Origin of the sequence: Mucilaginibacter gynuensis, from assembly GCF_039541195.1 — a bacterium.
Taxonomy (GTDB): domain Bacteria; phylum Bacteroidota; class Bacteroidia; order Sphingobacteriales; family Sphingobacteriaceae; genus Mucilaginibacter; species Mucilaginibacter gynuensis.
In genome coordinates this window covers 271,128-294,338 of sequence record NZ_BAABFT010000005.1, presented here as the reverse complement: position 1 = coordinate 294,338, position 23,211 = coordinate 271,128, and the positions used below count along the sequence as shown (strand labels likewise).

Below are 23,211 nucleotides of genomic sequence, written 5' to 3'. Positions count from 1 at the left end.
CCTAATTAAACATACAACATGAAAAAAGTATATATACTGCTCGCGACGCTTGTAATATCGGTTTCGTCATGCAAAAAGGATTTTATTAACCTAACCCCCGAGGATTCATACAACGGTAATACATTTTATAAAACTGAAGACCAGTTTAAGCAAGCAGTAATAGCCGCGTATGCGCCTTTACGTAACGTGTTGCTGAACGACTACTTCACTTCCGAAATGCACTCGGATAATACCATTTACCAGCCATACCCAAGCAACCGTGGTACTGCTTATTTGCAGCGCGAAAACCTGTCGGACTTTACCAATAACTCAAGCAATGATTATGCAAACGCCGTTTGGGAACATTGCTACAATGGTATTTCACGTACCAATATCGTTATTGAAAGATTAGCGCCTATGAGCTTTGACCCGGCCGTGAAAGCGTCGATAGACGGTGAAGCCAAATTTTTGCGCGCGCTGTATTATTTTAAATTGGTACGTTTATTCGGCGCGTTGCCGTTGTTTTTGAAAGAAGTTAAAAGTCCGGAAGAGGCTTTTATTAACCGTACGCCTGTCGACGCGGTTTACCAGCAAATAATTGCAGATGCAACCGACGCTATCAATGAATTGGCAGCGCCGGTTAAGTTTCCGCAAACCGGCGCGGCCACTAAAGGCTCGGCTACCATGCTGCTGGCTGAAATATATGCTACGCAGAAGAAATGGGGCGAAGCCGAAAAACTGCTTAACACCCTGGCAGGTATGGGTTATGACCTGAACGAAAAATACGCCGATGCCTTCTCACCGACTAATAAAAACAGTAAAGAATCGTTATTTGAAGTACAGTATTTGCAGGGTAACGCGCTGGGCACTACCCCAAATCCGCTTACCGCGCAGTTTTTGCCCCGTACTACTAATGCCTCCGTGTTAACCGGCATTACTGTTAACAACAGCGGCAACGCCGGCTGGAACACCCCCACTCAAGACCTTATTGATAGTTACGAGGCCGGTGACCAGCGCCTGGATGCCTCTATAGGAATAGTTGAAGGCACCTACACCGCCAGCAACCTGTTTACCTATTCGGCTAATAAAAGTGTGGTTAACTATGTACCTACAGCCGGTAAGGTTGGCGTGCCTTATATCAAAAAATATTTGCACGCGCCGCTCCTTACTTCTGATGGTTCAAACGATAATTTCCCGATCTACCGCTACTCCGATGCGTTGCTATTATTGGCCGAAGCGCAGAACGAGCAAGGCAAATCGCCAATGGAAGCATTGAGCAAGGTACGCCGCAGGGCAGGGCTTGATCCGGTGACAACCACAGGCCAGGCTGCGCTTCGCGATGCCATCATCCACGAACGCCGTGTTGAACTGGCATTTGAAAACCATCGCTGGCACGATCTGGTGCGCACAGATAAAGCGATAAGCGTTATCAATGCCTTCGGCGCTAAGCTGAAACAACAGGTATCGTACCTTTCGTCTGACGCTTACAATGTACAGCCATATATGCTGATACTACCATTGCCGCAGTACGAAGTAGAGCTTAACCCATCGGGCATGATCCAAAACCCGGGTTACTAATTTATTTTTTCTCTGATCCGGCAGGAGCGTTTTCCTGCCGGGTTACTATACACTACCTCAAAACATGGATATGAAAAATATTAAAAGAACATTATTAGCAGGCGTAAGCGGCGCATTAATGATAGCCAACGCGCATGCCGCCGCAATACATATCGACAGGGCATATCATCCCTTTGTGTTTATCGATACGGTTTTAAACACGCCGGGGAAACCCGCTGTAGTTAAACCGGGCGATTTTAGCATAGCGGTGATACCCGATACACAATACTACCTGGCACAAGCGCAATTGGGCGGTAACTTTGATATGTTTAAGGCACAGATAGCCTGGATCCAAAAAAATCAGGTTAAGGAGAACATTGCCTACGTAGCCCACATGGGCGATATAACCGAACATGGCGATAACCCGGTTACGGCACGTTCAGAATGGTACCTGGCGAAGACAGCATTATACGGACTTGAAAACCCGGTGAGCATACCTTATGGTTTAGCGGTTGGTAATCATGATCAGCATCCTTCGCAATACCCGGTTAAAGGCACTACCAATTTTTACAATAAGTATTTCGGCGTACCGCATTTTGAAGGTCGCCCTTACTACGGCGGCCATTATGGTAATAACAACGACAGCCATTACGACCTGTTTAGCTCAGGCGGCGTAGATTTTATCGTTTTGTTTTTGGAGTATGATGTATTCAACGAAGATCAAGCCGGTATGTATGCCTGGGCTAATGAAATACTAACAAAAAATACTGCCCGCAAGGCCATTGTGGTAAGCCATTCCATACTGCATTTTAACCCGGTTAAAGGCAGCAATGAGTCACCCGCGCCGTTTAACAGCTCGGGCAAGGCCATTTATGAGGCTTTGAAAGGCAATGCTAATTTGTTTATGATGCTGTGCGGCCACGTGGGCGATAACGGCGAAGGCTACCGTACCGATGTATATAACGGGCATACCATAAAAACTTTTTTAAACGATTACCAAAGCCGCCCCAATGGCGGAAACGGGTTGATGCGTTTATATAAATTCTCGGTAAAAAAGAATGAACTAAGCGTAAAAACTTTTTCGGCTTACACCAACGAAAACGAAACAGACGGCGACAGCCAGTTTACCGTACCGCTATTTTAATAAAACATATACACAATGAAAAGAATATTTAAAAGTCTTGCTATCATTTGCCTGTTGACCACTTCAATGGCCAAAGCACAGGAAAAACATGTAGTATTGATCAGTATTGATGGCCTTCGCCCTGAGTTTTACCTCGATCCGGCATGGGGTATGGTGAACATTCGCCAGGGCATGCACACCGGTGCTTATGCCGAGGGTGTACGCGGAAGTTTCCCTACAGTAACATATCCTTCGCATACTACCATTGTAAGCGGGGTGTTACCTGCCAAACATGGCATTTATTACAATACCCCGGTTGAGCCTTTAGGTATTACTGGAAAATGGTTTTGGTATTATAAGGATATCAAAGTACCTACCTTATGGACAGCCGCTAAAGATGCCGGTTTAACTACAGCCGGTGTAAGCTGGCCGGTTACTGTTGGCGCGCCGATAGATTATAACCTGCCCGAATATGTCATTCTGCCAAAAAACAAGGGAGAAAAGAAAGACGAGATCAAGGCATTGTACGATGAATCGAACCCCAAATCGCTGTTTGATGAGGTGCAGGAAAATGCCATAGGCAAAATCAGTGAGTACGGCGCGGCGCTTAACGATTATACTAACGACCAAAACAAGGCACGTATGGCAGCCTACATTCTGCGCAAATACAAGCCCGCGTTTTTGGCCATCCATATCGGGCTTACCGATCATTTTCAGCACGAACAGGGTCGCGATGGCGATAAGGTTCGCTCGGCGGTGGTTGGGGTTGATGTGGCTGTTAAAACTATTATGGATGCCATAGAAATGGCCGGATTAAACGAGAACACCACTTTTATCATTACCGGCGACCATGGATTTGTTGACATCCATACACAGTTTAATCCTAATGTAATGCTGGCTAAGATAGGCCTGTATGATAACACGAACAAGGATGGCTGGAAAGCCTACTTCCAGGCCAGCGGCGGCTCGGCATTTTTGCACCTGCGTGATCCTAAAGACAAAGCAACGCTTGAAAAAGTGAACAAAGCTTTAGCCGAATTGCCTTTATCTGTAAAAAAACTATTCCATGTTGTTGACAAGAAGACGCTTACCGAGGCTCAAGGCGATCCCAATGCAGCATTAGCACTTGCGGCTTACCAGGGAATTAGCTTTGGCGCTACAGCCGGTGGTGAGTTATTAACCGCGGCAAAAGGCGGTACACATGGCTACATGCCTACCGACTTCAAAGAGATACAAACCGGTTTTGTAGCTTTCGGCAAAGGTATTAAACAAGGTGTTGTATTGCCGTTGATAGGGCAGGAAGATATAGCGCCTTTAATAGCGCACTTGTTAGGTATTAACCTGAAAGCCGATGGCGTGTTATATCCCGGTATATTGATGCCTGTTAAAGCGGATAAGTAAAAATTGAAAATAATACTTAACAAGAAAGCCGGTTGTTTTTGCAACCGGCTTTCTTGTTAATATTGCGTTTTTAATTAGTTCTACCTCGGGATATATATTAAACATGCTTTATATAATCAAGCTCCCATCACATTATATATGGCAGTTTTTCGCTGATTAGAAATCAAGCGAACTATTATCAAAAACCCCTTAGTGTCAATATCGCAGTACCGCACATCCTTTGAGAAACCGGTAGGAGTGACGGTTGCACTGTACCTTACGATTTTATTATTATGGTTTAACCATTAATAATACCCCTTTATTACAAAATCCAATACATATGGTTTTGATTTTGTCTGGATTTTTCATCTTTTGATGTTCGTTAATTATTTGATTATCAAATAATTAATTATTAAAAAATTGAGATTTTTTTGAGCCTGTACCTCCCGGTATTAAAACAACCCTTTTCGCTCTTTTAATTTGTGTTCGGAGTATGAGCGCGATACTTCGTAACCAGGGCAGTAATTCGTCGGCTGCAGCGACGGGTGGATGCCAGGCCTTTTTTAAACCAATTTTAAATCATCATGCGAGAAAAATTTTTACGATTGTTAAGCATTTGTGTCTTGATTCTCTTCGCCTGTTCTCCCGTCTTTGCGCAAAACAAAGCCATCAGCGGTAAGATCACCGACGCGGCCACAGGTGCGGAGATGCCCGGAGTAAGCGTAGTTGCAACGGGCACTACTGTAGGCACTACTACAGATGTTAACGGAACGTATACCCTAAACGTTCCGGAAGCGACTAAAAGCCTTACCTTTTCATTTATCGGCTATGCCACCCAAAAAGCAGATCTAAGCGGATCTAACACCCTCAATGTTCGTTTAGAGCAGTCGAACAGTACTTTAGAAGAAGTAGTAGTGGTAAGTGTTGGTTACGGTACCCTTAACAAAAGGGAAGTATCCAGTGCCATCACCCATGTTTCGGGGAAAGACCTGCTCCCGGTTTCGGCAAATAACCCCTTAATGTCCTTACAGGGTAAAGTAGCCGGCCTTACTATAACCAATACTTCCAGCGGCGATCCAAATTCATCGCCCAGCATACAGTTGCGGGGCGCTTCATCGCGTAACGCGGGCCTTGGGCCATTGTATGTGATCAACGGTGTTCCGGGTGGAAACATTGATAACATTAACCAAAACGATATTGAAAGTATCGATGTGCTCAAAGGCGGCGCGGCTTCGGCCATTTATGGTACCCGCGGCGGTAATGGTGTAATTGTCATCACCACCAAGAAAGGTACTTCGCAGGGCCGCATGTTTTATGATGGTTATGCCAGTTTCGATTATGTAACCAACCGTCTGCAAAACCTTTCGCCCGATGAGTTTATTGAACACCGTATAAAAAACGATAAAGGAGTAAATTACGGTGCCAAAACCAACTGGCTCGATGCGGTTACCAATTCACCGGCATTTAGTCAGAAACACACCGTTCAGCTTTCGGGCGGTACGAGTAAAACTAATTACTTCGCTTCGGCAGATTACCGCAACGCGGATGGTATCGACCTGCGGGCGCATAAAAAAGAATATGGCGCCCGAATCAGTGTAAACCATGCTACAGATGACAATGTTTTTGTAGGAAGCTTGAGCGTTGCACCCCGTTACATGAATACCAGTAATGCCGACTTGGGTAATTTTAATAACGCGCTAACATTAAATCCTACCTACCCGATTTATGACAGCGTAGGACGGTACAATTTTATAAATAGCGGTTTCTTTTCTAATAACCCTGTTGAAAACGGGAAGCTCATCAAATCGGATGCGGATATTAAGGAGATTGATATTAACGGATCTTTAAAAGTTAATATTCTGAAGAACCTTAGTACCACGGTAACTATTTCGCAAATAAGCCGTTCGGCGCGTAATATGAATTTCAGTCCTTCAACACTGTCAACTATAGTTCATGCCGGCAAAATTACACAGGTCAATTTTGCTTCGCAAGAGCAGCAAGAGAACGATCAAAAGAATGTGGAATGGACGGGTAATTACTCGCTCGATTTTAGAAAGAACCATCTTAAGGTGTTGGGAGGTTATTCGTACTCTTTGTATAACTATAAGCAATTCTACGCCCAAAATTACGATTTTCCGTTTGATACATACCTATGGAACAGCTTAGGATCTGGCTTATATAATGGCGGAGCCGCAGGGCAGGGTCAATTGGCTGTAGGTTCTACACAAAATGGCTCCACACTTATCGCTTTTTTTGGCAGGCTGAATTACGATTTTAATAATCGTTACATCTTAACAGCAAGTTTACGGCGCGAGGGATCTTCAAAATTTGGATCCAACAATAAGTGGGGCAATTTTCCCGCGGTTTCAGGCGCATGGAGATTATCAGAGGAGAATTTTTTAAAAGAAACTTTACCATGGGTAAATGAATTGAAAGTTCGGGCAGATTACGGTATTACCGGTAACCAGGATTTCGATAACTACCTTTCTTTGCTGCTATATGGCGGTGCCGGGTATTTCCCTTTTAACGGCGCGCCATACCAGGTGTATGGGCCAGCATCAAATGTTAACCCGGATTTGCGATGGGAAAAGGCAGTCAACTTTAACGCGGGTATAGATTTCGCTATACTCAATAATCGTTTAAGCGGGTCTGTAGATTATTATATCCGCACGAATAAAGACCTTTTAGGGCTTTATGATGTTCCGTTACCTCCCAATTCGCAAGATCGTACTTACGCCAACGTGGGTACAATGAAGAATTACGGTATTGAGGTTACCTTAAACGGAGCGGTAATTAAACAAAGCGCTTTTAGCTACAATGCTACGTTGGCGTTTGCTTATAATAAAAATAAATTTATTTCATTCTCTAACAGCATATACAAAGGTGCAACCTATCAATACGTTGCCGGCTTGCCCGCTCCGGGATCACCGGGTACTATACAGCGTATAGAAGAAGGACATAGCATTGGTGAATTTTATACGCTGCGATCTGCCGGTGTAAATGATGAGGGAGCTTTACTGGTGTATAAAAAAGACGGCAGTATTATTCCGGCCAATGAAGCATCTGATGATGACAAGCAATATGTAGGCAATGGTTTGCCAAAAATTACGGCCTCGATGAACCATAGTTTCCGTTACAAACGATTTGACTTGAATATATTTTTAAGAGGCACTTTCGGGTACAAAATTTTTAATACCCCGGCATTTTATTTGGGTACGGCGGCCAGCCAAACCGATGCAAATGTGTTGAAATCGGCTTATGATGATAAAAGCAAGTATTCAAAACTTACAAATGATAAAACTCAATACCGCGCAGCTGATTATTTCCTGGAGTCGGGCTCATTCGTGAAAATTGATAATGTTTCTTTAGGATACACACAGCCATTAAAAACAAAATATCTTAAATCTGTAAGGTTTTATGCAGCAGGTAGAAACCTGCACACATTTAAGAGCTATACAGGAGGCGATCCCGACCTTGTTCAGATCAATGGGCTTACTCCCGGTGTAAATACCTCATTGAACTATTATCCATCAACATTGCAAGTAATACTTGGCTTGCAAGCAACCTTTTAAGAACTAAAAACATGAAAAAATATCAACTTTTTATAAGTGGTGCGTTCCTGGCAATATTTTTAATGGAAAGCTGTACTAAACTGGATGAGCATGTATACGATAAAGTGGATGCAGCCAACTTTTTAACCCGCAGGGATGATGTGATAAGGGCTTTTTTAAGGCCATTTGAGCATGGTTACTGGAGTATTCAAGGGAATGACGTGTATGCTGTAGGCGAAAATAGCACCGATGAAATAGGTACTTACAACCGCCAGGGCGATTGGCAAGATGGGGGATACTATCAGCGCATGCACTATCATACCTGGACAACTAACGATGGTTTTACAAGCAGGGCCTGGAAGAACTTTTATCAGGGTGTTGTTCTTGCTACCAACTCCTTGCAGGATATGGAAAGCATACAGGACCCTGCAAAGCTGAGCATTACACCCGAAGAACTGGCCGATTTTAAATCTGAACTGCGTACGCTGAGGGCATGGTTCAATTTAAGGGCTTTTGATTTTTACCGTAACATTCAAATAGTTACCGATGTGAAAAATTCTACGCAAGGTAACCCGCAGGCTACGCCGCAGGAAACCTTCGCGTTTATTGAAAAGGAACTAACGGAATCAATCCCCGGTTTACCAACACGCGAGCAATTAGGTGCTAAAGGCATTGGCCGCTGGACCAAAGCCGGTGCTGCCGCTTTACTTGCAAGGCTTTACCTGAATGCCAAAGTTTATATCGGTACCGATAAGTTTGCCGAATGCGAAACAGTGTGTAAAGATATTATTGCAGGTAAATACGGCGCCTATCAACTGGATACCCGCTGGGACGCCCCGTTTGATTATACCAATACCGGCCTTAACTCAGAGGTGATCTATGGCTTTCCGGGAACGCTGGCACGTACGCACTGGCAGTACGATGGCGGAATGTTCTGGTGGGGTGTTACCTATGATGCCGGTCCCTTGTATTGTGGTTTTACTGATTTTGGACAGGCCAATCCTCGTTTCGCGCTGCAACCGGGCCGTGATGTGGATAGCGTGGAGTATACCCATCAGTTAGGCAAGCCTTTCGTGAAATTTCAAAAATATCCCGATGATTATCGCCTTGTAAAATACCGTAACCTTGGCGACAGCAAACGGGAAGGTATGTTCCTGTACGGTTACCTGCCGTTTAAACGCACGGTAAACGGTGTTGAGAAAGCTGATACGGTAAGGGGAAATAAAGGCCCGTACCCGTTGTTCATCCGCGACCAGGTGGGTATGTTCCTGGATACCAAACCGGGTAAAAAAATAGCTGATAAGGAATCAAATATGAACCATGCCGATCATAACTCGGGCGTGTTTATGGTAAAATATCCGCTTTACCCAACGCCCGATCCAAACCGTATCACATCCGCTTATGCTGAAGTGCGCCTGTCTGAAATTTATTACTCACTTGCCGAGTGTCTTTACAGAAAAGGCGATAAGCCCGGCGCGGTAGCGCTGCTGAACCAGGTAAGACAACGTAATTACCCAAGCGGGTCGGCAAGTTTATACAAGGCCGATGGTAGCCAGCTTACCGATCAGGAAATGCTTGACGAATGGGGCAGAGAGTTTTTAGGCGAAAACCGTCGCCGTACCGATCTTATCCGTTGGGGGGTATTTAATACCGGCACCTGGTGGGATAAAAAGCCCGATGGTGATAAGCATACCGAGATATTCCCTATTGGAAGGGATATCCTGAATGTAAACCCGCAACTGAAACAAAATCCCGGTTATTAATTTAAACGCCCGCTGCCCCGATACGCTTTGGTATCCGGGGCAGCGGGTTACTGTTAAATATTACAGCAAAAAGCCCTTGTTCGCCCATACTTACCCGATACTATTATTCATTCATCTATAAATTATCTAAATCCACTTTCAACCTTCATGTTTAAGCTACTGAAACATTTCTCCGGCAAAAAAAGACTGACGCTTTTATTGGTCGTTCTGCAAACACAGTTTACCAGCGCGCAGCAAAAACCGGTGCCGCTGGCAAACCCTAAGGCCATTGTTCAATCCGGTCAGGCCCGGTTTACCGTGCTCACCCCGCGCCTTATCCGTATGGAATGGACGGCCCAATTGCCCTTTATTGATAATGCCACCTTTACGGTACTAAACCGCAACTTGCCGGTGCCGTATTTTGTATCGCAAATAAATAATGGAGAACTTGTTTTAAAAACTGCAGAACTTGAATTACACTATAAAGTGGGTTCCGGGAAATTTACAGATCAAAACCTGACCATCACATCGCTTAACAAAAAGTACCCTTTTGCATGGGTGCCCGGCACAAAGCAAAAGGGTAACTTAAAAGGCACCTACCGCACCCTCGATAACTTTGATGGCGATTACCATATATGGGATAAAAAGAAGATGGAACTGGAGGATGGCTTGCTGGCTACCGACGGATGGACGGTGATAGATGATTCGCAGCGCTTACTGTTTGATAACAGTGAATGGCCCTGGGTTGCCGAACGCCCCGCGAAAGATTACCAGGATCTGTATTTTATGGGTTACGGCAGGCAATACAAAAAAGCGCTGCAAGATTTTGTACAGATATCGGGCAGGGTACCCTTGCCGCCGCGTTACGCGTTTGGTTACTGGTGGTCGAGATATTGGAGTTATTCTGACAATGAGGTACGCAACGTTGCCGAAAATTTTGAGCAGCATAACCTGCCGCTTGATGTATTTGTAATAGATATGGACTGGCATTATACCGACAGTTTGCGGGCAAAATACGATGTGTTCGACCAAACCAAACACTGGACAGGCTGGAGCTGGAACAAAAGACTTTTCCCCAACCCGGGCAAAACCTTAAGCTGGATGAAAAGTAAGGAGTTGAAAGTAACACTTAACCTTCACCCGGCCTCGGGCGTAGCACCTTTTGAGGAACCTTACAAGGCGATGGCGCAAACCTTAAATTTCGATACTACAACCAAAGCTAACATACCGTATGAGGGCTCAAACAAAAGGTTTATGCAGGCATTGTTCGGTACCATTTTGCATCCCATGGAAAAAATGGGTGTAAGTTTCTGGTGGCTCGACTGGCAGCAATGGCCAAACGATAAAAGAATTAAAAACCTAAACAATACCTGGTGGCTCAATTACGTATTTTTTACTGATATGGAGCGTAATGGCTCAACCCGTCCGCTGTTGTATCACAGATGGGGCGGCCTGGGTAATCACCGTTACCAGCTTGGTTTCTCCGGTGATGCCGTAATATCTTGGAAATCGCTTGCTTTTCAACCATATTTTACCAGCGCCGCGTCTAACGTGTTGTATGGTTACTGGAGCCACGATATCGGCGGGCACCAATTCGGTCCGGGTTCAGATCAAAAGCTTGATCCGGAGTTATATGTGCGCTGGATGCAATACGGTGCCTTGAGTCCGATATTCCGCACCCACTCGTCAAAAAACGCCAATTTGAACAAAGAAGCCTGGAACTTTAAAGGAGAATACTATGATGCATTGAAAGACGCCATCCGTTTACGATATGAATTAGCGCCCTACATCTACACTATGGCCCGCAAAACCTATGACAGCGGGATCTCTCTGTGCCGCCCCTTGTATTACGATTACCCGGAAGCGGCCGAAGCCTATGAAAACAAATCGGAATATATGTTTGGCGATGACCTGCTGATAGCGCCGATTGTTGAGCCGATGAAAAATGGTGAGTCGGACATTAAGGTTTGGTTGCCCGAAGGTAACGATTGGTTTGAATGGCAAACCGGAACCCTGCTGAAAGGCGGGCAGTATGTAAATCGCACGTTCGCTTTAGATGAATACCCGATTTATGTAAAGGCGGGTGCTATAGTACCGGCTTATCCCGCGGTTAAAAATCTGGAATATCAGCCTGCAAAAACATATATAGATGTGTTTCCGGGTGCTGATGGCAGTACCTCTGTTTACGAGGATGCCGGCAACTCAAAAAATTATGCTGCCGAGTTTGCTACTACAAAAGTAATTTCCAAGCACCTGCCGGGGCGCACGCAAAGCGTAACCATTATGGCACGCAAGGGCGCTTACAAAGGGATGCCGCTTAGCAGAAGTTACACGGTAAGGTTAGTAGGAGCAGAGATGCCGCAATCAATAACCGTTAATGGCAAAAAGCTTGATTACGCTGCCGAACAAAGTGCAGGCAAGTGGAACTACAACGGCAAGAGTTTGTCTGTAGAGATCTCGCTTCCGCAAGCCGCATGCGCAAAACCGCAGGAAGTATTGATCGCTTACAGCAAAACCGACATTGCTAACGTTAATACCGGTTTGGTTAAAAAGTTCCGCGAGTTAAGTAAGGCTGTAACAGGCTTAAAGTTTAAAGACGCGGATATTATTTTACCCGAAATGGCAGGCCGCTGCGAGGAAACTAATTTGAGATTGCAATATTATCCGGGGCAGTTTTACCAAATGTTGCAGTATTTTAATATAAACTACAGCAACGTGCCGGATGCGGTTAATAAAGCAACAAGTAAGGCTAATGCCGATTGGTTTAAAGAGCAATTGAAAAGTACAGGCAAATAAAATAATATGATTGGTTAAAAATAGGTGATTAGTTTATGTACGAGCAAAGACCGGATTGAGCGATCATTCCGGCTTTGTTTTTTATTTATACCGGACTATCCTTTGTACAAATTAAAGTTTTATAATTACTGGCAGGTTAACCTGATTATAAACTTAACGCTATCGTATTCATTGCCATTGATGATTGATAGGCATTACAAAATAAACTTAAAAATGAAGATTCTTTACACACTGTTATTGTGGCTTCTTGCTGTTACAGTAGTTTACGGCCAGCAAAATAACGACGCGCTGATGAGCCAGTTGAAGGGTATGCTTGTGCAAAGAAGAGTGTACGATGACCGCAAAGAAGCCGATATAGCCGGGTTGAAAAAAGCGTTGAAGCATTGTTCGCCAAACGAACTTGAAAAGCAATACCAGTTATGCAGCAGCTTGTTTGAAGAGTATAGAAGCTATCAGTACGATTCGGCCTACGTGTACACGCAAAAAATGATTGGCTTGAGCATAGCCATGCACGATTTGCCTAAGCAATACGACAGTAAAATAAAGCTTGGTATCATCCTCATATCATCGGGCATGTTTAAAGAAACGCTGGACTGTATCAACCAGGTTAATCCGAAGGTACTTGATAAGGGTTCAAAGTTGCGTTATTACCGATTACAGTGCGTATATTATGCCGACCTTGCCTATTACAACAACGATAAATACTACACGAAGCAATATGTAGAACAAGCTAACAAGTATCTTGATACGGCCATCTCCCTAACAGAAAATAATTCGTTCGAGCAGATCATGTACAAGGCCGAAATACCGGATACGGCCGGGCAAAAGATAAGTAATTATAAGTATTACGAATATTTGCTTTATCAGCGTAAGCTTACCCCGCACCAAACAGCCATGATAGCCGCGGCCTTAAGTGATCATTACCAGGGGGCAGAGCGGATGAAGTTGTTATTGATAGCCGCCATTAACGATATAAAATCATCTACCAAAGAAACCATGGCCGTATATAAAATAGGGACCAACCTGTATAAAAGCGGTGATATAAAGAATGCCTACCTGTTTATGCAGGAGGCTTTGAGCAACGCGCAGTTTTACGGATCGCGCCTGCATAAAATTGAGATAGCCTCGGTATTGCCCGATATTGCCGCCAATAAAATACTGATCTCTGAAAACGAGAAGAACAAGTTTATTATATACCTGCTATCAAGCTTGATCATTGTGGTGATCATCAGCCTGATCTCGTTCATCGTTTTTATACAGCTCAAACGGCTGCGTGTTAAAGAACGCATTATTGAGGAAAAGAACAACCAACTGGAGAAGATAAACAAGCGGCTATCAGAAGAAGCCCGCATTAAGGAAGAGTATATCGGCTATTTTTTCAATGTGTTTTCGGAGTATATTTTAAAGCTGGAAAAGCTGAAAAGGAATGCCGAGCGAAAGATGAAGAGTAAAAAATACGATGAGGTACTCGCTTTGTTAAGCCAAATAGATATTAAGCAGGAACGCGACCATTTATTCAGAACTTTCGACCGGGTGTTCTTAAAACTATTCCCTAATTTTATTACCTCTTTTAACGCGCTTTTAAAACCCGAAGACCAGATATGGCCAAAAGGCAACGAGGTACTAAGCGCGCATTTAAGAATATTCGCATTAGTCAGGCTTGGCATAAACGATAACGAAACAATAGCCAAAATATTAGAATATACGGTAAGCACCATTTATACTTATAAAGTAAGGGTAAAAGCAAAAGCGATTGTTCCGCATGATGAATTTACTAACCATATTATGGATATACAGGTGGTTGATACAGGTAAACCATAAATTGATAGATAATTCCTCTGGAGGTTATCAAAAAGAATAAAGACTTCTCAGAAACTTAAAGGCAATACTCGTGAAACTGTTATCACAAAGTAAGGGTCAGTTGCGAGTGTCAGGCATACTAACCTCTAATTGTATCTACTTGCAACCTGTATATCAATTTTACAAATTTTAGCTAAAATAATCATCCAACAAAAGCTTAAAGAGAGTAGGGGATAGTTGAGGCTATCTATTCACTATCTTAGTGAGTTATTTAAACTTTGGAAAAAATACAGATCATTGTAACTTAGTAGTTACAATTGCGATAAACCGGATTATTTGCCACTAATCAATGCTTCAAGAAACGCCAATACAGGTTAATGAAACTAATCAGTTGAAAAAACTGCTTGATGGCGATGAAAGGGCGTTTGATTATTTTTATGACCTTTACAGTTTGCCCATCTACAGGAAGCTGCTGAAGATGACCAAGGTAGAGTTTATAGCGGAGGAATTACTGCAAAACGTTTTTATCAAAATATGGGAAAAGCGCCACCTGATCAATCCTGAAAAAGGACTTAAGGCCTACCTTTACCACATTGCTCAAAATTTGGTATATGATTTTTATAGAAACCTTGCCCGCGAAGACGAATTAATGGAAGCGGTGAGCTACGCTACCAATGCCATTACCGAAGACACGGCTGAAAAGCTTATTTTTAAGGAAACCAATCAACTGCTGGAGATTGCGATAGAACAGCTTCCCGAACAGCAAAAGCTCGTTTTCAGGCTTTGTAAGCAGGAGGGCAAAAGTTATGAGGAGGTAAGCGAACTGCTTGGTATCTCCACTTCTACCATCAACGGGCACATTGTAAAAGCTACAAAAAAGGTAAAAGCTTACATGTTCAAAACGCATCACCTGTCGGCCACGCTCACGGTGCCTGTAGTGCTCTATTTGCTAAAAGAGTTATAAACAGTAACGATTCCTTTTTTTCTCAATAAGTTTCCGTAGTAATGACTTTCTCAATCATTTAATCGTTGCTATTGAGCTATTAAAGAAAATAATATTTATTTTAAAGTAGAGTAGATGGCAACGCTTTTTCAAACGTATTAGCATAAAAGAGCCTAATATTTTGGAAGAGAACCTTACCCTGTTGTATCAACGATTTCTCAATAATGATTGCACCGATGAGGAGTTATCGCTTTTGTTTCATTTGTTTGAAACGGCAGACGAGGACATATTGAAAAGATTGATCGAAGATGAATTATCAACGATTGAAGCTGAACTCCCGGCAAATGCTCAAGAAACAGAACGTTTAAACGCGGTTCGTTTACGTGTGAAAACGCAGATTGGCCGCGGCAGAATTTCTTCAAGAACACTTATATATAGCCTTAGCGCTGCTGCGGCAATTATTGTTGCCTTAACATTTACTTTTCTTTTTTGGCAGCGTCCGGGTAAAGAACAGGCTGTGCAAAAGGAACAGGTAGCAGCAGTTATTAAACCCGGGGGATTCCAGGCTACCCTTACGCTTGCAAATGGTAAAAAGATAGTATTGAACAGGTCTGTGAAAGGCTTTATCGCCAGTCTCGGTCATACAACCGTGAGCGTTAGTCCTTCCAATGGTGTTTCCTATACTTCTGTTGGTAAAAGCATCGCGAACTCGTCAAATACGCTGGCAACAGGTCGTGGCGAACAGTCGCCTTACCCGCTGATCCTGGCAGATGGCTCAAAGGTATGGCTCAACGCCGCGTCATCTATTACTTTTCCTTCGCAGTTTACCGGTAATGATAGGGTGGTAACCGTTAAGGGAGAAGTTTATTTCGAGGTAGCGCACAATGTTTCACGGCCATTTAAAATATTAAGCGGCAAGCAGGAGATTACTGTGTTAGGCACCCATTTCAACGTAAAAGCTTACGATGATGAAAATTGCATCAACACAACGTTATTGCAGGGTAGTGTGAAAGTAAAAGACCTGTCTTCCGGTGCCTCCAATCTTCTTGTGCCCGGGCAGCAGTCGAGGTTTAACAAAACCAACGGAGAATTAGCGGTTGCAAAAGCAAACCTGGAAGAAGTGATCGCTTGGAAAAACGGCTTCTTTATGTTCAATGATCAAAAGATCACCAGTGTGATGAAATCAATGAGCCGCTGGTATGATGTGGATATCGAATATCAAAACTTTAGCGACGGCAACGAAAAATTTGGGGGAACGTTTTCCCGCTCATCCAATTTGGGCGATATCCTTAGCAGTTTACAAAGCTTGGGTAACGCCCGCTTTAAAATTATAAATAGAAAAATTATTGTTTGTAACTGATGTTACCAAGCATCAGCCGCCATTATATAACCTAAAAATCAATTATTCATGCAAAACACCACACAAAAAGCAGAAAGGAGTTGCCTATAGAAGAGAGCCAAACACAACGGATTTACCAAAACCAGGAACGCTCGAACCGTTCCTGGCTGACCGGCGGATGCCGGCGTCAGGTAATTAATTATTGAAACAATCCAATAAACCCAATAACCTAACATACAAATGTATAAAAAATTTACTGAATTACTTTTCAGGAGGGATTCCTATGTAATTTCCAATCTGATCTTAAAAATGAAGATTACATGTCTTTTCATAATAGCAGCCCTGGTACAGGTGCATGCCGCTACATTGGCGCAGCGGGTTACATTATCCGTAAAAAATGCGCCGCTGTCTACTGTTATTGCCCAAATCAAGCTTCAAACCGATTATGATTTTGTGTATAACAACTCCGCTATAGAAAATGCCAAACCCATAACTCTGGAGGCAAAAGATCTGGATCTTAAAGAAGTGCTGGAACAGTGCGTTAAGGGGCAACGCTTTAGTTACAAGATAATTAACAAAGTGATCCTGCTTAACCGCAGGGAACAGGTAGAAGCACTACGTGCGACCAGCGATGTAGTCGTCGATCAAAAAATAACGGGCGTTGTGAGGGATTCTTTAAGCGGCGAAACATTGCCGGGTGTTACCATTGGGATAGAAGGCACAGCGCTGGGTGTTATATCTGATAACAATGGTGCATTTACGCTGAATGTGCCTTCGCCAAATGCCATACTGGTGCTGTCTTATATAGGCTACGAGCGACTGCGTTTCCCTTTAAACGGTAAAACAACGCTTGATATCCGAATGTCGAGAACAGATTCAAAGCTGAACGAGGTTGTGGTTGTAGGTTACGGTACCCGTGCAAAGGGAGCCGTTACAGGGGCCATATCTACAGTTAAGGCCGAGGTATTTGAGAACAGGCCGGTAACCAGCAGTTTCGACGCGTTGCAGGGAACTATACCGGGTTTAACAATAGCCAAAAACAGCGGGCAACCGGGCGGTGGCAACTTCGATTTGAAAGTACGCGGTAATTCGTCAATCAATGGCAACGCGCCTCTGGTGCTTGTAGATGGTATTCCGGGAGATATTAATACGATCAATACCAATGACATTGCCGAAGTAACCGTACTAAAGGATGCGGCCGCGGCTATTTATGGAGCCCGCGCGGGTGATGGTGTTATTATTGTAACTACAAAACGCGGCAAAAAAGGACCGCCTGAAGTTACTTATACGGGTAATTTCGGTATCAAAACACCTATATACCTCCGTAAAATAATGAACACGCTGCAATATGCAGAGTTTGCAGACGAAGGTTTACGAAATGTAGGTTTACCCGGCTTTCCGCAGGAAGTATTTGATAAGATAAAAGCCAATGCAGCACCCGATTTAGATAAGGGCTGGAACTACGGTGTAACCAATTATCCGGGTTTTTACGGCTATACGGATTGGAACAAGGTGATTTACAAAAGCTCTTCCCAACAGATCCATAACGTAGCCATATCCGGTGGCGGCGAAAATAATAATTACATGATCTCTGCCGGGTATAAAAGAGATAATGGGATCCTCCGTTTCGGCGAAAATAAATCAGATGGCTATAACCTGCGCCTTAATTACGATTTCCGCCTCGGTAGTAAAGTATCAGTAGAAACACGCACAAATTTTGACAATACCAATACTAAAACACCTTCGGAGATCAATGGCGAAAGTCCGCTGAAAAACGTAACCAGACAATTTCCTTACGCGCCACTTTATAACCAGGTTGGCCAGTTTTACAGCTACCAGGGCTATGCTAACCCGGCAGGCTATTTAGAAGAAGGTGGTACAACAACCGACAATTTCTCGCGCTTTGCAACCAATTTTAAGCTTGATTATACGATAGTTACAGGCCTGAAACTTACCGGGCAGGCTGCAGTGCGAATGGATTATACCAATGGTGCCGCTATCCATCCCACCATAATACGCAGCAATTATACCGGCGGCATTCAGGATATCAGGAATACACCTAATTCGGCCGCGTACGCTAATTCAAAAAGGTTAAACAAGTTGTACCAGGTTTATTTTGATTACAACAAAGTGTTTGGCGAAGATCACCGCTTCAATTTAACCGGTGGTGCATCGTTAGAACAAACCGATTATACTTATCAAAGAACTACCGGCTACAATTTCCCGAATAATAGCTTATTCACGCTTAACCTGGCCGACCGTACCAAAGTAGCTTATGCTGATTTTACGGGTAATATTAACGATCAGGCGTTGGGCTCGTACTTTAGCAGGTTAAGCTATGGGTATAAGAACAAACTGATTTTAGACCTTACCGCCCGTGCAGACGGAAGTTCAAAATTTGCGCCCGAAAAACGATGGAGCGCTGTGTTCCCTTCGGCGGCTTTAGCCTATAATTTGTCGGAAGAAAAATTCATCAAATCGATGAAAACTTTCGACCTGTTAAAACTGAGGGTATCCTATGGTAAAATGGGTAACCAGGAAATAGGCAGATTAGGCCTCTATGATTATATTCCGTTAATAACGCTGGATGGTAACTATCCATTAGGTTCACCCAACGCGGGCCTTACCGGGGCAAATGCTAACCCTGCATCTACAGATAGAACATGGGAAACCATCACCAATAAAAACATCGGTATCGATGTGGCTTTGCTGAATTCAAGGCTAAGTTTCTCTTTCGATTATTATAATAAAACCAATGACGATATGCTGGTGAATATTGCCGTGCCGGCAACTTTTGGTGCAACACCGCCGTCAAGCAACCAGGGTAAGTTAGTTACCAAAGGTTTTGAAACCATTGTTACCTGGAAAGACAAGATAAATGATTTCAGGTACAGTGTTTCGCTGCAATTAAGCGATAGTAAAAACAAGCTGGTGGAATTAAAAAACACTGATAATTATAACGAGGGCCTTGTGGAAACCCGGAAAGGTTATGCCATTAACTCTTACTTCGGTTATGTATTTGAGGGTATTATTAAAACACAGGCACAACTTGACGAATATAAGAAACTACAGGGTGTACCGGCAAGGGTATCTATAGGCGATGTAATGTATAAGGATGTCGACGGTGATGGCAAACTGACCGCGTTTGGCGATAAAAGCAAGGGACTGGCCGGTGATATGGTATACCTGGGTAATGTAACCCCGAGGTTTACTTATTCATCAAACATCAACCTGGGGTATAAGCAATTCGACATGCAAGTATTTTTACAGGGAGTTGGCAAAAGAGATGTGATCTATGAAAGCAATATCAGCAGGCCTAATACCTTCTTCTGGCCTTCGCTTGCCTACTTCTACAATAAAACCTACAGCGCCAGCCGACCAGATGCCGAATTTCCGAGGTACCTGCCCGGCAATTTGGGATATGACGATGTTTCGGGTTACAACTACCGCGCGTCTACCAAAACTATACAAAACGTATCCTACCTGCGGTTTAAGGTAATCACAATAGGGTATAACCTGCCCGATGCCATAGCAAAATCCATTAAGATGAAATCTGCCAGGATCTATGTGAGCGGTCAGGATCTGTTCACTGTGTCGAAAGGCACATTCGGTGGCAATTTTGATCCTGAAGACGGTTACCGCCAGGAGGGAACCTACCCTTACAATAAAGTTTATTCGGTGGGCTTAAATGTTAAATTTTAATTGAAACACACTATGAAACTTAAATATTTAACTCATTATATATTAATGAACAACACGTCCGGCTCAAAAAATACGGAAGCGATACGTAATATCACTTTTATTTGCTTTCTCAGTATCGCGGTTTTGTGGAGTGGCTGCAAAAAGGACCTCAACCTGGTATCAAAAGATAGTATTACAGATGCCACCTTTTGGAAAACCGGTGCCGATTTTAAATTGGCTGCCAACAACCTTTATAACGGACTGGACAGGTTCGGTGAAGAAGATATTGAATCTGATATCGCGTTCAATGTCCCAAATTCTGTAAGTAACGGACAGTTACAGCCACAGGAAGTTTCAACCACATGGAATTCAAGCTATGGTTATATAAGATCGGCCAATAACATTTTGGAAAAAGGTGCCGGGAATGCCGACCCTGAAATTAAGAAATATGTGGCCGAAGCTAAATTTTTCAGGGCCTGGTATTACTGGAAACTACTTAGGATATATGGCGGTGTTCCACTGATCACAAAGGTATTGAAGACAGATGATCCCGAGTTGTTCGCCCCAAGATCAAGCCGCACAGAAACAGCCGACCTGATCCTAAAAGATCTTGACGAGGCTAAAGATGATTTGCCGGTGCAATCAGATGTTTCCTCACCTGATGTCGGCCGTATTACCAAAGGCGCCGCGTTGGGGCTTGCTTCGCGTGTTGCCTTGTTTGAGGGCACATGGCAAAAATCAAGAGGAGGGAATGCCACCAAGTACCTTGATATCGCCGTTACCTCCTCACAGGCCGTGATCAGCAGCGGTGTTTACATCCTTTATACCGGGAGCGGGGCACAAAGCTATCGTTACCTGTTCCTTGAAGCGGGAGATGATGCCAAAGAAACCATTTTAGACCGCAGGTATGCCAGGAACATTATAGGGCACGATGCGCCTTACATGTATGATCAGGATGGCTATAACCCAACCCGTAAAATGGTTGATCTTTATCTTGATAAAAACGGCTTGCCAATCACTTCGGCGGGTACTGTTTTTCATGGTTACAATACATTTACTTCAGAATTTCAGGATCGCGACCCGCGGATGACACAAACCATGATCATCCCCGGAACATTGACCAACCGGGTGTTTTTCCCGGTAACAAATGTGGCTAACTGGCCTGATGCACCGCAGCGTAATTTCAATACCGGGTATATTCTTTATAAATACATGTCGGAAGACCCGATAGCCAATAACTCAGGCCGGGAGGGTGATAACAGTCTGTTTGATTATGACAGGCACCTGATCAGGTATGCAGAGGTGCTTTTAAATTATGCTGAAGCTGTTTATGAAAAGAACGGTTCAATTAGTAATAACGATCTTGACCTGTCGATCAATAAACTGCGCGATAGGGTGGGCATGCCACACCTTACCACTGCATTTGTATCAGCTAATAACCTCAACATGCAAACCGAGATCAGGCGCGAAAGAACAGTAGAGCTTGCTCTTGAAGGTTTTAGATACGATGACCTCCGCAGGTGGAAAACAGCGGAAACGGAGTTGCCACAGGATGTTAAGGGCATCAAAATTACCGGTACAGATTGGGCTACAAGAAAGCCTTACAATGATCCTAGCTATGCAGGTAAAGTGGATGTCAACGGATTCCTGATCGCCGAGCGTGGCAGGAAGTTCGATCCGGCGAAAGACTATCTGCAACCACTGCCTACTAAAGAAGTTGCATTTTACCAGGCCAACGGCCATACCCTGGAACAAAACCCGGGGTGGTAATTTATTAAATACCGGGCCGTATATATCGGCCCGGTATTTAATCTGTAAATTGTGATTGAGTAATCTTGTGATCAATAATATGTTGAAACCGGGCTTTAATTAAACGGCATTTGGCTGCCAAAGAACTACCTTAATATATGAACTTTAAAACAATACTCCCTTTTGCTTTTTTGCTCCTGATCTCGTTTTCAGATGCCGTGGCACAAGGTAACAAACCAAAGAAAGCAACAGCCTTAATGGGCGGGCGTTTTCTCACTTTCAATACTGTAATAAGGGTGAACCAGATAGAGGTATCAAGAACCCGCAATGTTGGCGAAGATGAACGGGCATTACATACACCTGCTCGCGTTATTGCCTTCAGGCAGGCTGTGGCAGATGGGTTTCCGGGTGGAAAAATGACATGGTCGTTCAGCTGGCTTGCATTGAATGATACTACAGCGAATTACCGCGAGATTAGAAAATTGGTGGTGGGTTATCATTATAAATATGGAGATGATGTTACATTTATACCGGGTGCCTATTTTGCCAATGCTTATAACACTACCGAGCAGGTAAATAAGGATGTACATGATGCTTTGCAAATTATAGGTAAAATGGTGGGCAATAATTACAGACCGTTAAGTATTGTTGCAGGTTTTACGTCGGCACCCAATCAGCAATACCTTGCAGAAAAGGAAGGCATTCACGTATGCCAGGGAAATATCTGGAGCCAGTACAGTATTGACAATCAGGATGGCGACGGATCAGTGGCTTATCCCTTCTATCCATCAAAAGAACATTTTTGCAAACCCGCGCAAAGTAAAAAGGATTTTATTGACTGTGTTAATTTAGATGGCTGGTCGGTTGATTTTCTTGCAGGGCGTAGGGAAGGTTTCAAAGATGGGTTTAACAGCCGCATGGGGGTAGGGCCTATCGAAACACTGGGTAAGTATGGTAATGAGACAGGTTTAAAAGAAATGATGCATACCACCGCTATTCATTTTGATAAAGGATTTGAGCTTAATGGCTTTGGCTGGGTTACCAATTGCTGGGAGCTTTGCCTGCCTTACGATCCTGCTTCCTTGAAAAACTGGCTTACCGCCATCAGAAAGCGCTGGCCCGATACCAAACTGATCACCCAGGGCGAATTTGGCCTGCTATGGCGTAAACATTATAAAAGTAATAGTTTTAATTACCGGTTTGTAGAACGTGGCTCCGGTATCGGCGGATCGGATGCTGATAATGAGATCAGCTGGTTTATGAATAAAGATTTTCGCCTCGCGTTACTAAAAAACTGGAAAAACAATACACCGGAAAAAGTGATAGACTTTACACGATACGATCTCCCTGCGAAGGAGCCAAAAGAGATGACCCGGAAATGGAGTCTTTTAGGAGCCATTAATCAAAAGCAATCACGTCCGCAGGATAAGCCGGTTTCTATTGATTCAATTTCCGCCGGTGCGCGGGCTATCATAGCTGCCCGGTACAAATATTTAATAAAGAAATAGTTATAATCGTAGTCTACCCTAATGTTCAGGTTATACGCTTGTTCAATTTTAAATGAAAAAAAC

12 protein-coding genes are annotated in these 23,211 nt (G+C 43.6%); all 12 read left to right on the top strand.

The annotated features are described in order from the left end of the window. Nucleotides 1–18: 18 nt before the first annotated feature. The gene (locus tag ABD894_RS12135) at nucleotides 19–1,557 is read left to right on the top strand and encodes a RagB/SusD family nutrient uptake outer membrane protein (protein WP_345211303.1); all 1,539 of its coding nucleotides are present in this window, start codon (nucleotides 19–21) and stop codon (nucleotides 1,555–1,557) included. A 70-nt stretch (nucleotides 1,558–1,627) separates the two neighbouring features. Beyond that, a complete protein-coding gene (locus tag ABD894_RS12130) occupies nucleotides 1,628–2,680 on the top strand; it encodes a metallophosphoesterase (RefSeq protein ID WP_345211302.1) in 1,053 nt (350 codons plus the stop codon). Between the two features lie 15 nt (nucleotides 2,681–2,695). Then, a complete protein-coding gene (locus ABD894_RS12125; RefSeq protein ID WP_345211301.1) occupies nucleotides 2,696–4,060 on the top strand; it encodes an alkaline phosphatase family protein in 1,365 nt (454 codons plus the stop codon). 563 nt (nucleotides 4,061–4,623) lie between these two features. Continuing rightward, entirely contained in the window at nucleotides 4,624–7,611 is a 2,988-nt protein-coding gene (locus ABD894_RS12120; RefSeq protein WP_345211300.1) for a SusC/RagA family TonB-linked outer membrane protein, read from the top strand. 11 nt (nucleotides 7,612–7,622) lie between these two features. After that, the gene (locus ABD894_RS12115) at nucleotides 7,623–9,353 is read left to right on the top strand and encodes a RagB/SusD family nutrient uptake outer membrane protein (RefSeq protein ID WP_345211299.1); all 1,731 of its coding nucleotides are present in this window, start codon (nucleotides 7,623–7,625) and stop codon (nucleotides 9,351–9,353) included. A 147-nt stretch (nucleotides 9,354–9,500) separates the two neighbouring features. Then, entirely contained in the window at nucleotides 9,501–12,128 is a 2,628-nt protein-coding gene (locus tag ABD894_RS12110; protein ID WP_345211298.1) for a glycoside hydrolase family 31 protein, read from the top strand. Between the two features lie 213 nt (nucleotides 12,129–12,341). Beyond that, nucleotides 12,342–13,949: a DUF6377 domain-containing protein gene (locus ABD894_RS12105; protein WP_345211297.1), complete on the top strand. Its 1,608-nt coding sequence runs from the start codon at nucleotides 12,342–12,344 to the stop codon at nucleotides 13,947–13,949. A 328-nt stretch (nucleotides 13,950–14,277) separates the two neighbouring features. Then, nucleotides 14,278–14,892, top strand: coding sequence for an RNA polymerase sigma factor (locus ABD894_RS12100; protein ID WP_345211296.1), 615 nt, complete (start codon nucleotides 14,278–14,280; stop codon nucleotides 14,890–14,892). A 181-nt stretch (nucleotides 14,893–15,073) separates the two neighbouring features. Next, a complete protein-coding gene (locus ABD894_RS12095; RefSeq protein WP_345211295.1) occupies nucleotides 15,074–16,231 on the top strand; it encodes a FecR family protein in 1,158 nt (385 codons plus the stop codon). 288 nt (nucleotides 16,232–16,519) lie between these two features. Beyond that, on the top strand, nucleotides 16,520–19,912 hold the full coding sequence (locus tag ABD894_RS12090; protein ID WP_345211294.1) for a TonB-dependent receptor: 3,393 nt from the start codon (nucleotides 16,520–16,522) through the stop codon (nucleotides 19,910–19,912). A gap of 12 nt (nucleotides 19,913–19,924) precedes the next feature. Then, on the top strand, nucleotides 19,925–21,661 hold the full coding sequence (locus tag ABD894_RS12085; protein ID WP_345211293.1) for a RagB/SusD family nutrient uptake outer membrane protein: 1,737 nt from the start codon (nucleotides 19,925–19,927) through the stop codon (nucleotides 21,659–21,661). A 137-nt stretch (nucleotides 21,662–21,798) separates the two neighbouring features. Further along, the gene (locus ABD894_RS12080) at nucleotides 21,799–23,148 is read left to right on the top strand and encodes a DUF3863 domain-containing protein (RefSeq protein ID WP_345211292.1); all 1,350 of its coding nucleotides are present in this window, start codon (nucleotides 21,799–21,801) and stop codon (nucleotides 23,146–23,148) included. Nucleotides 23,149–23,211: the final 63 nt, after the last annotated feature.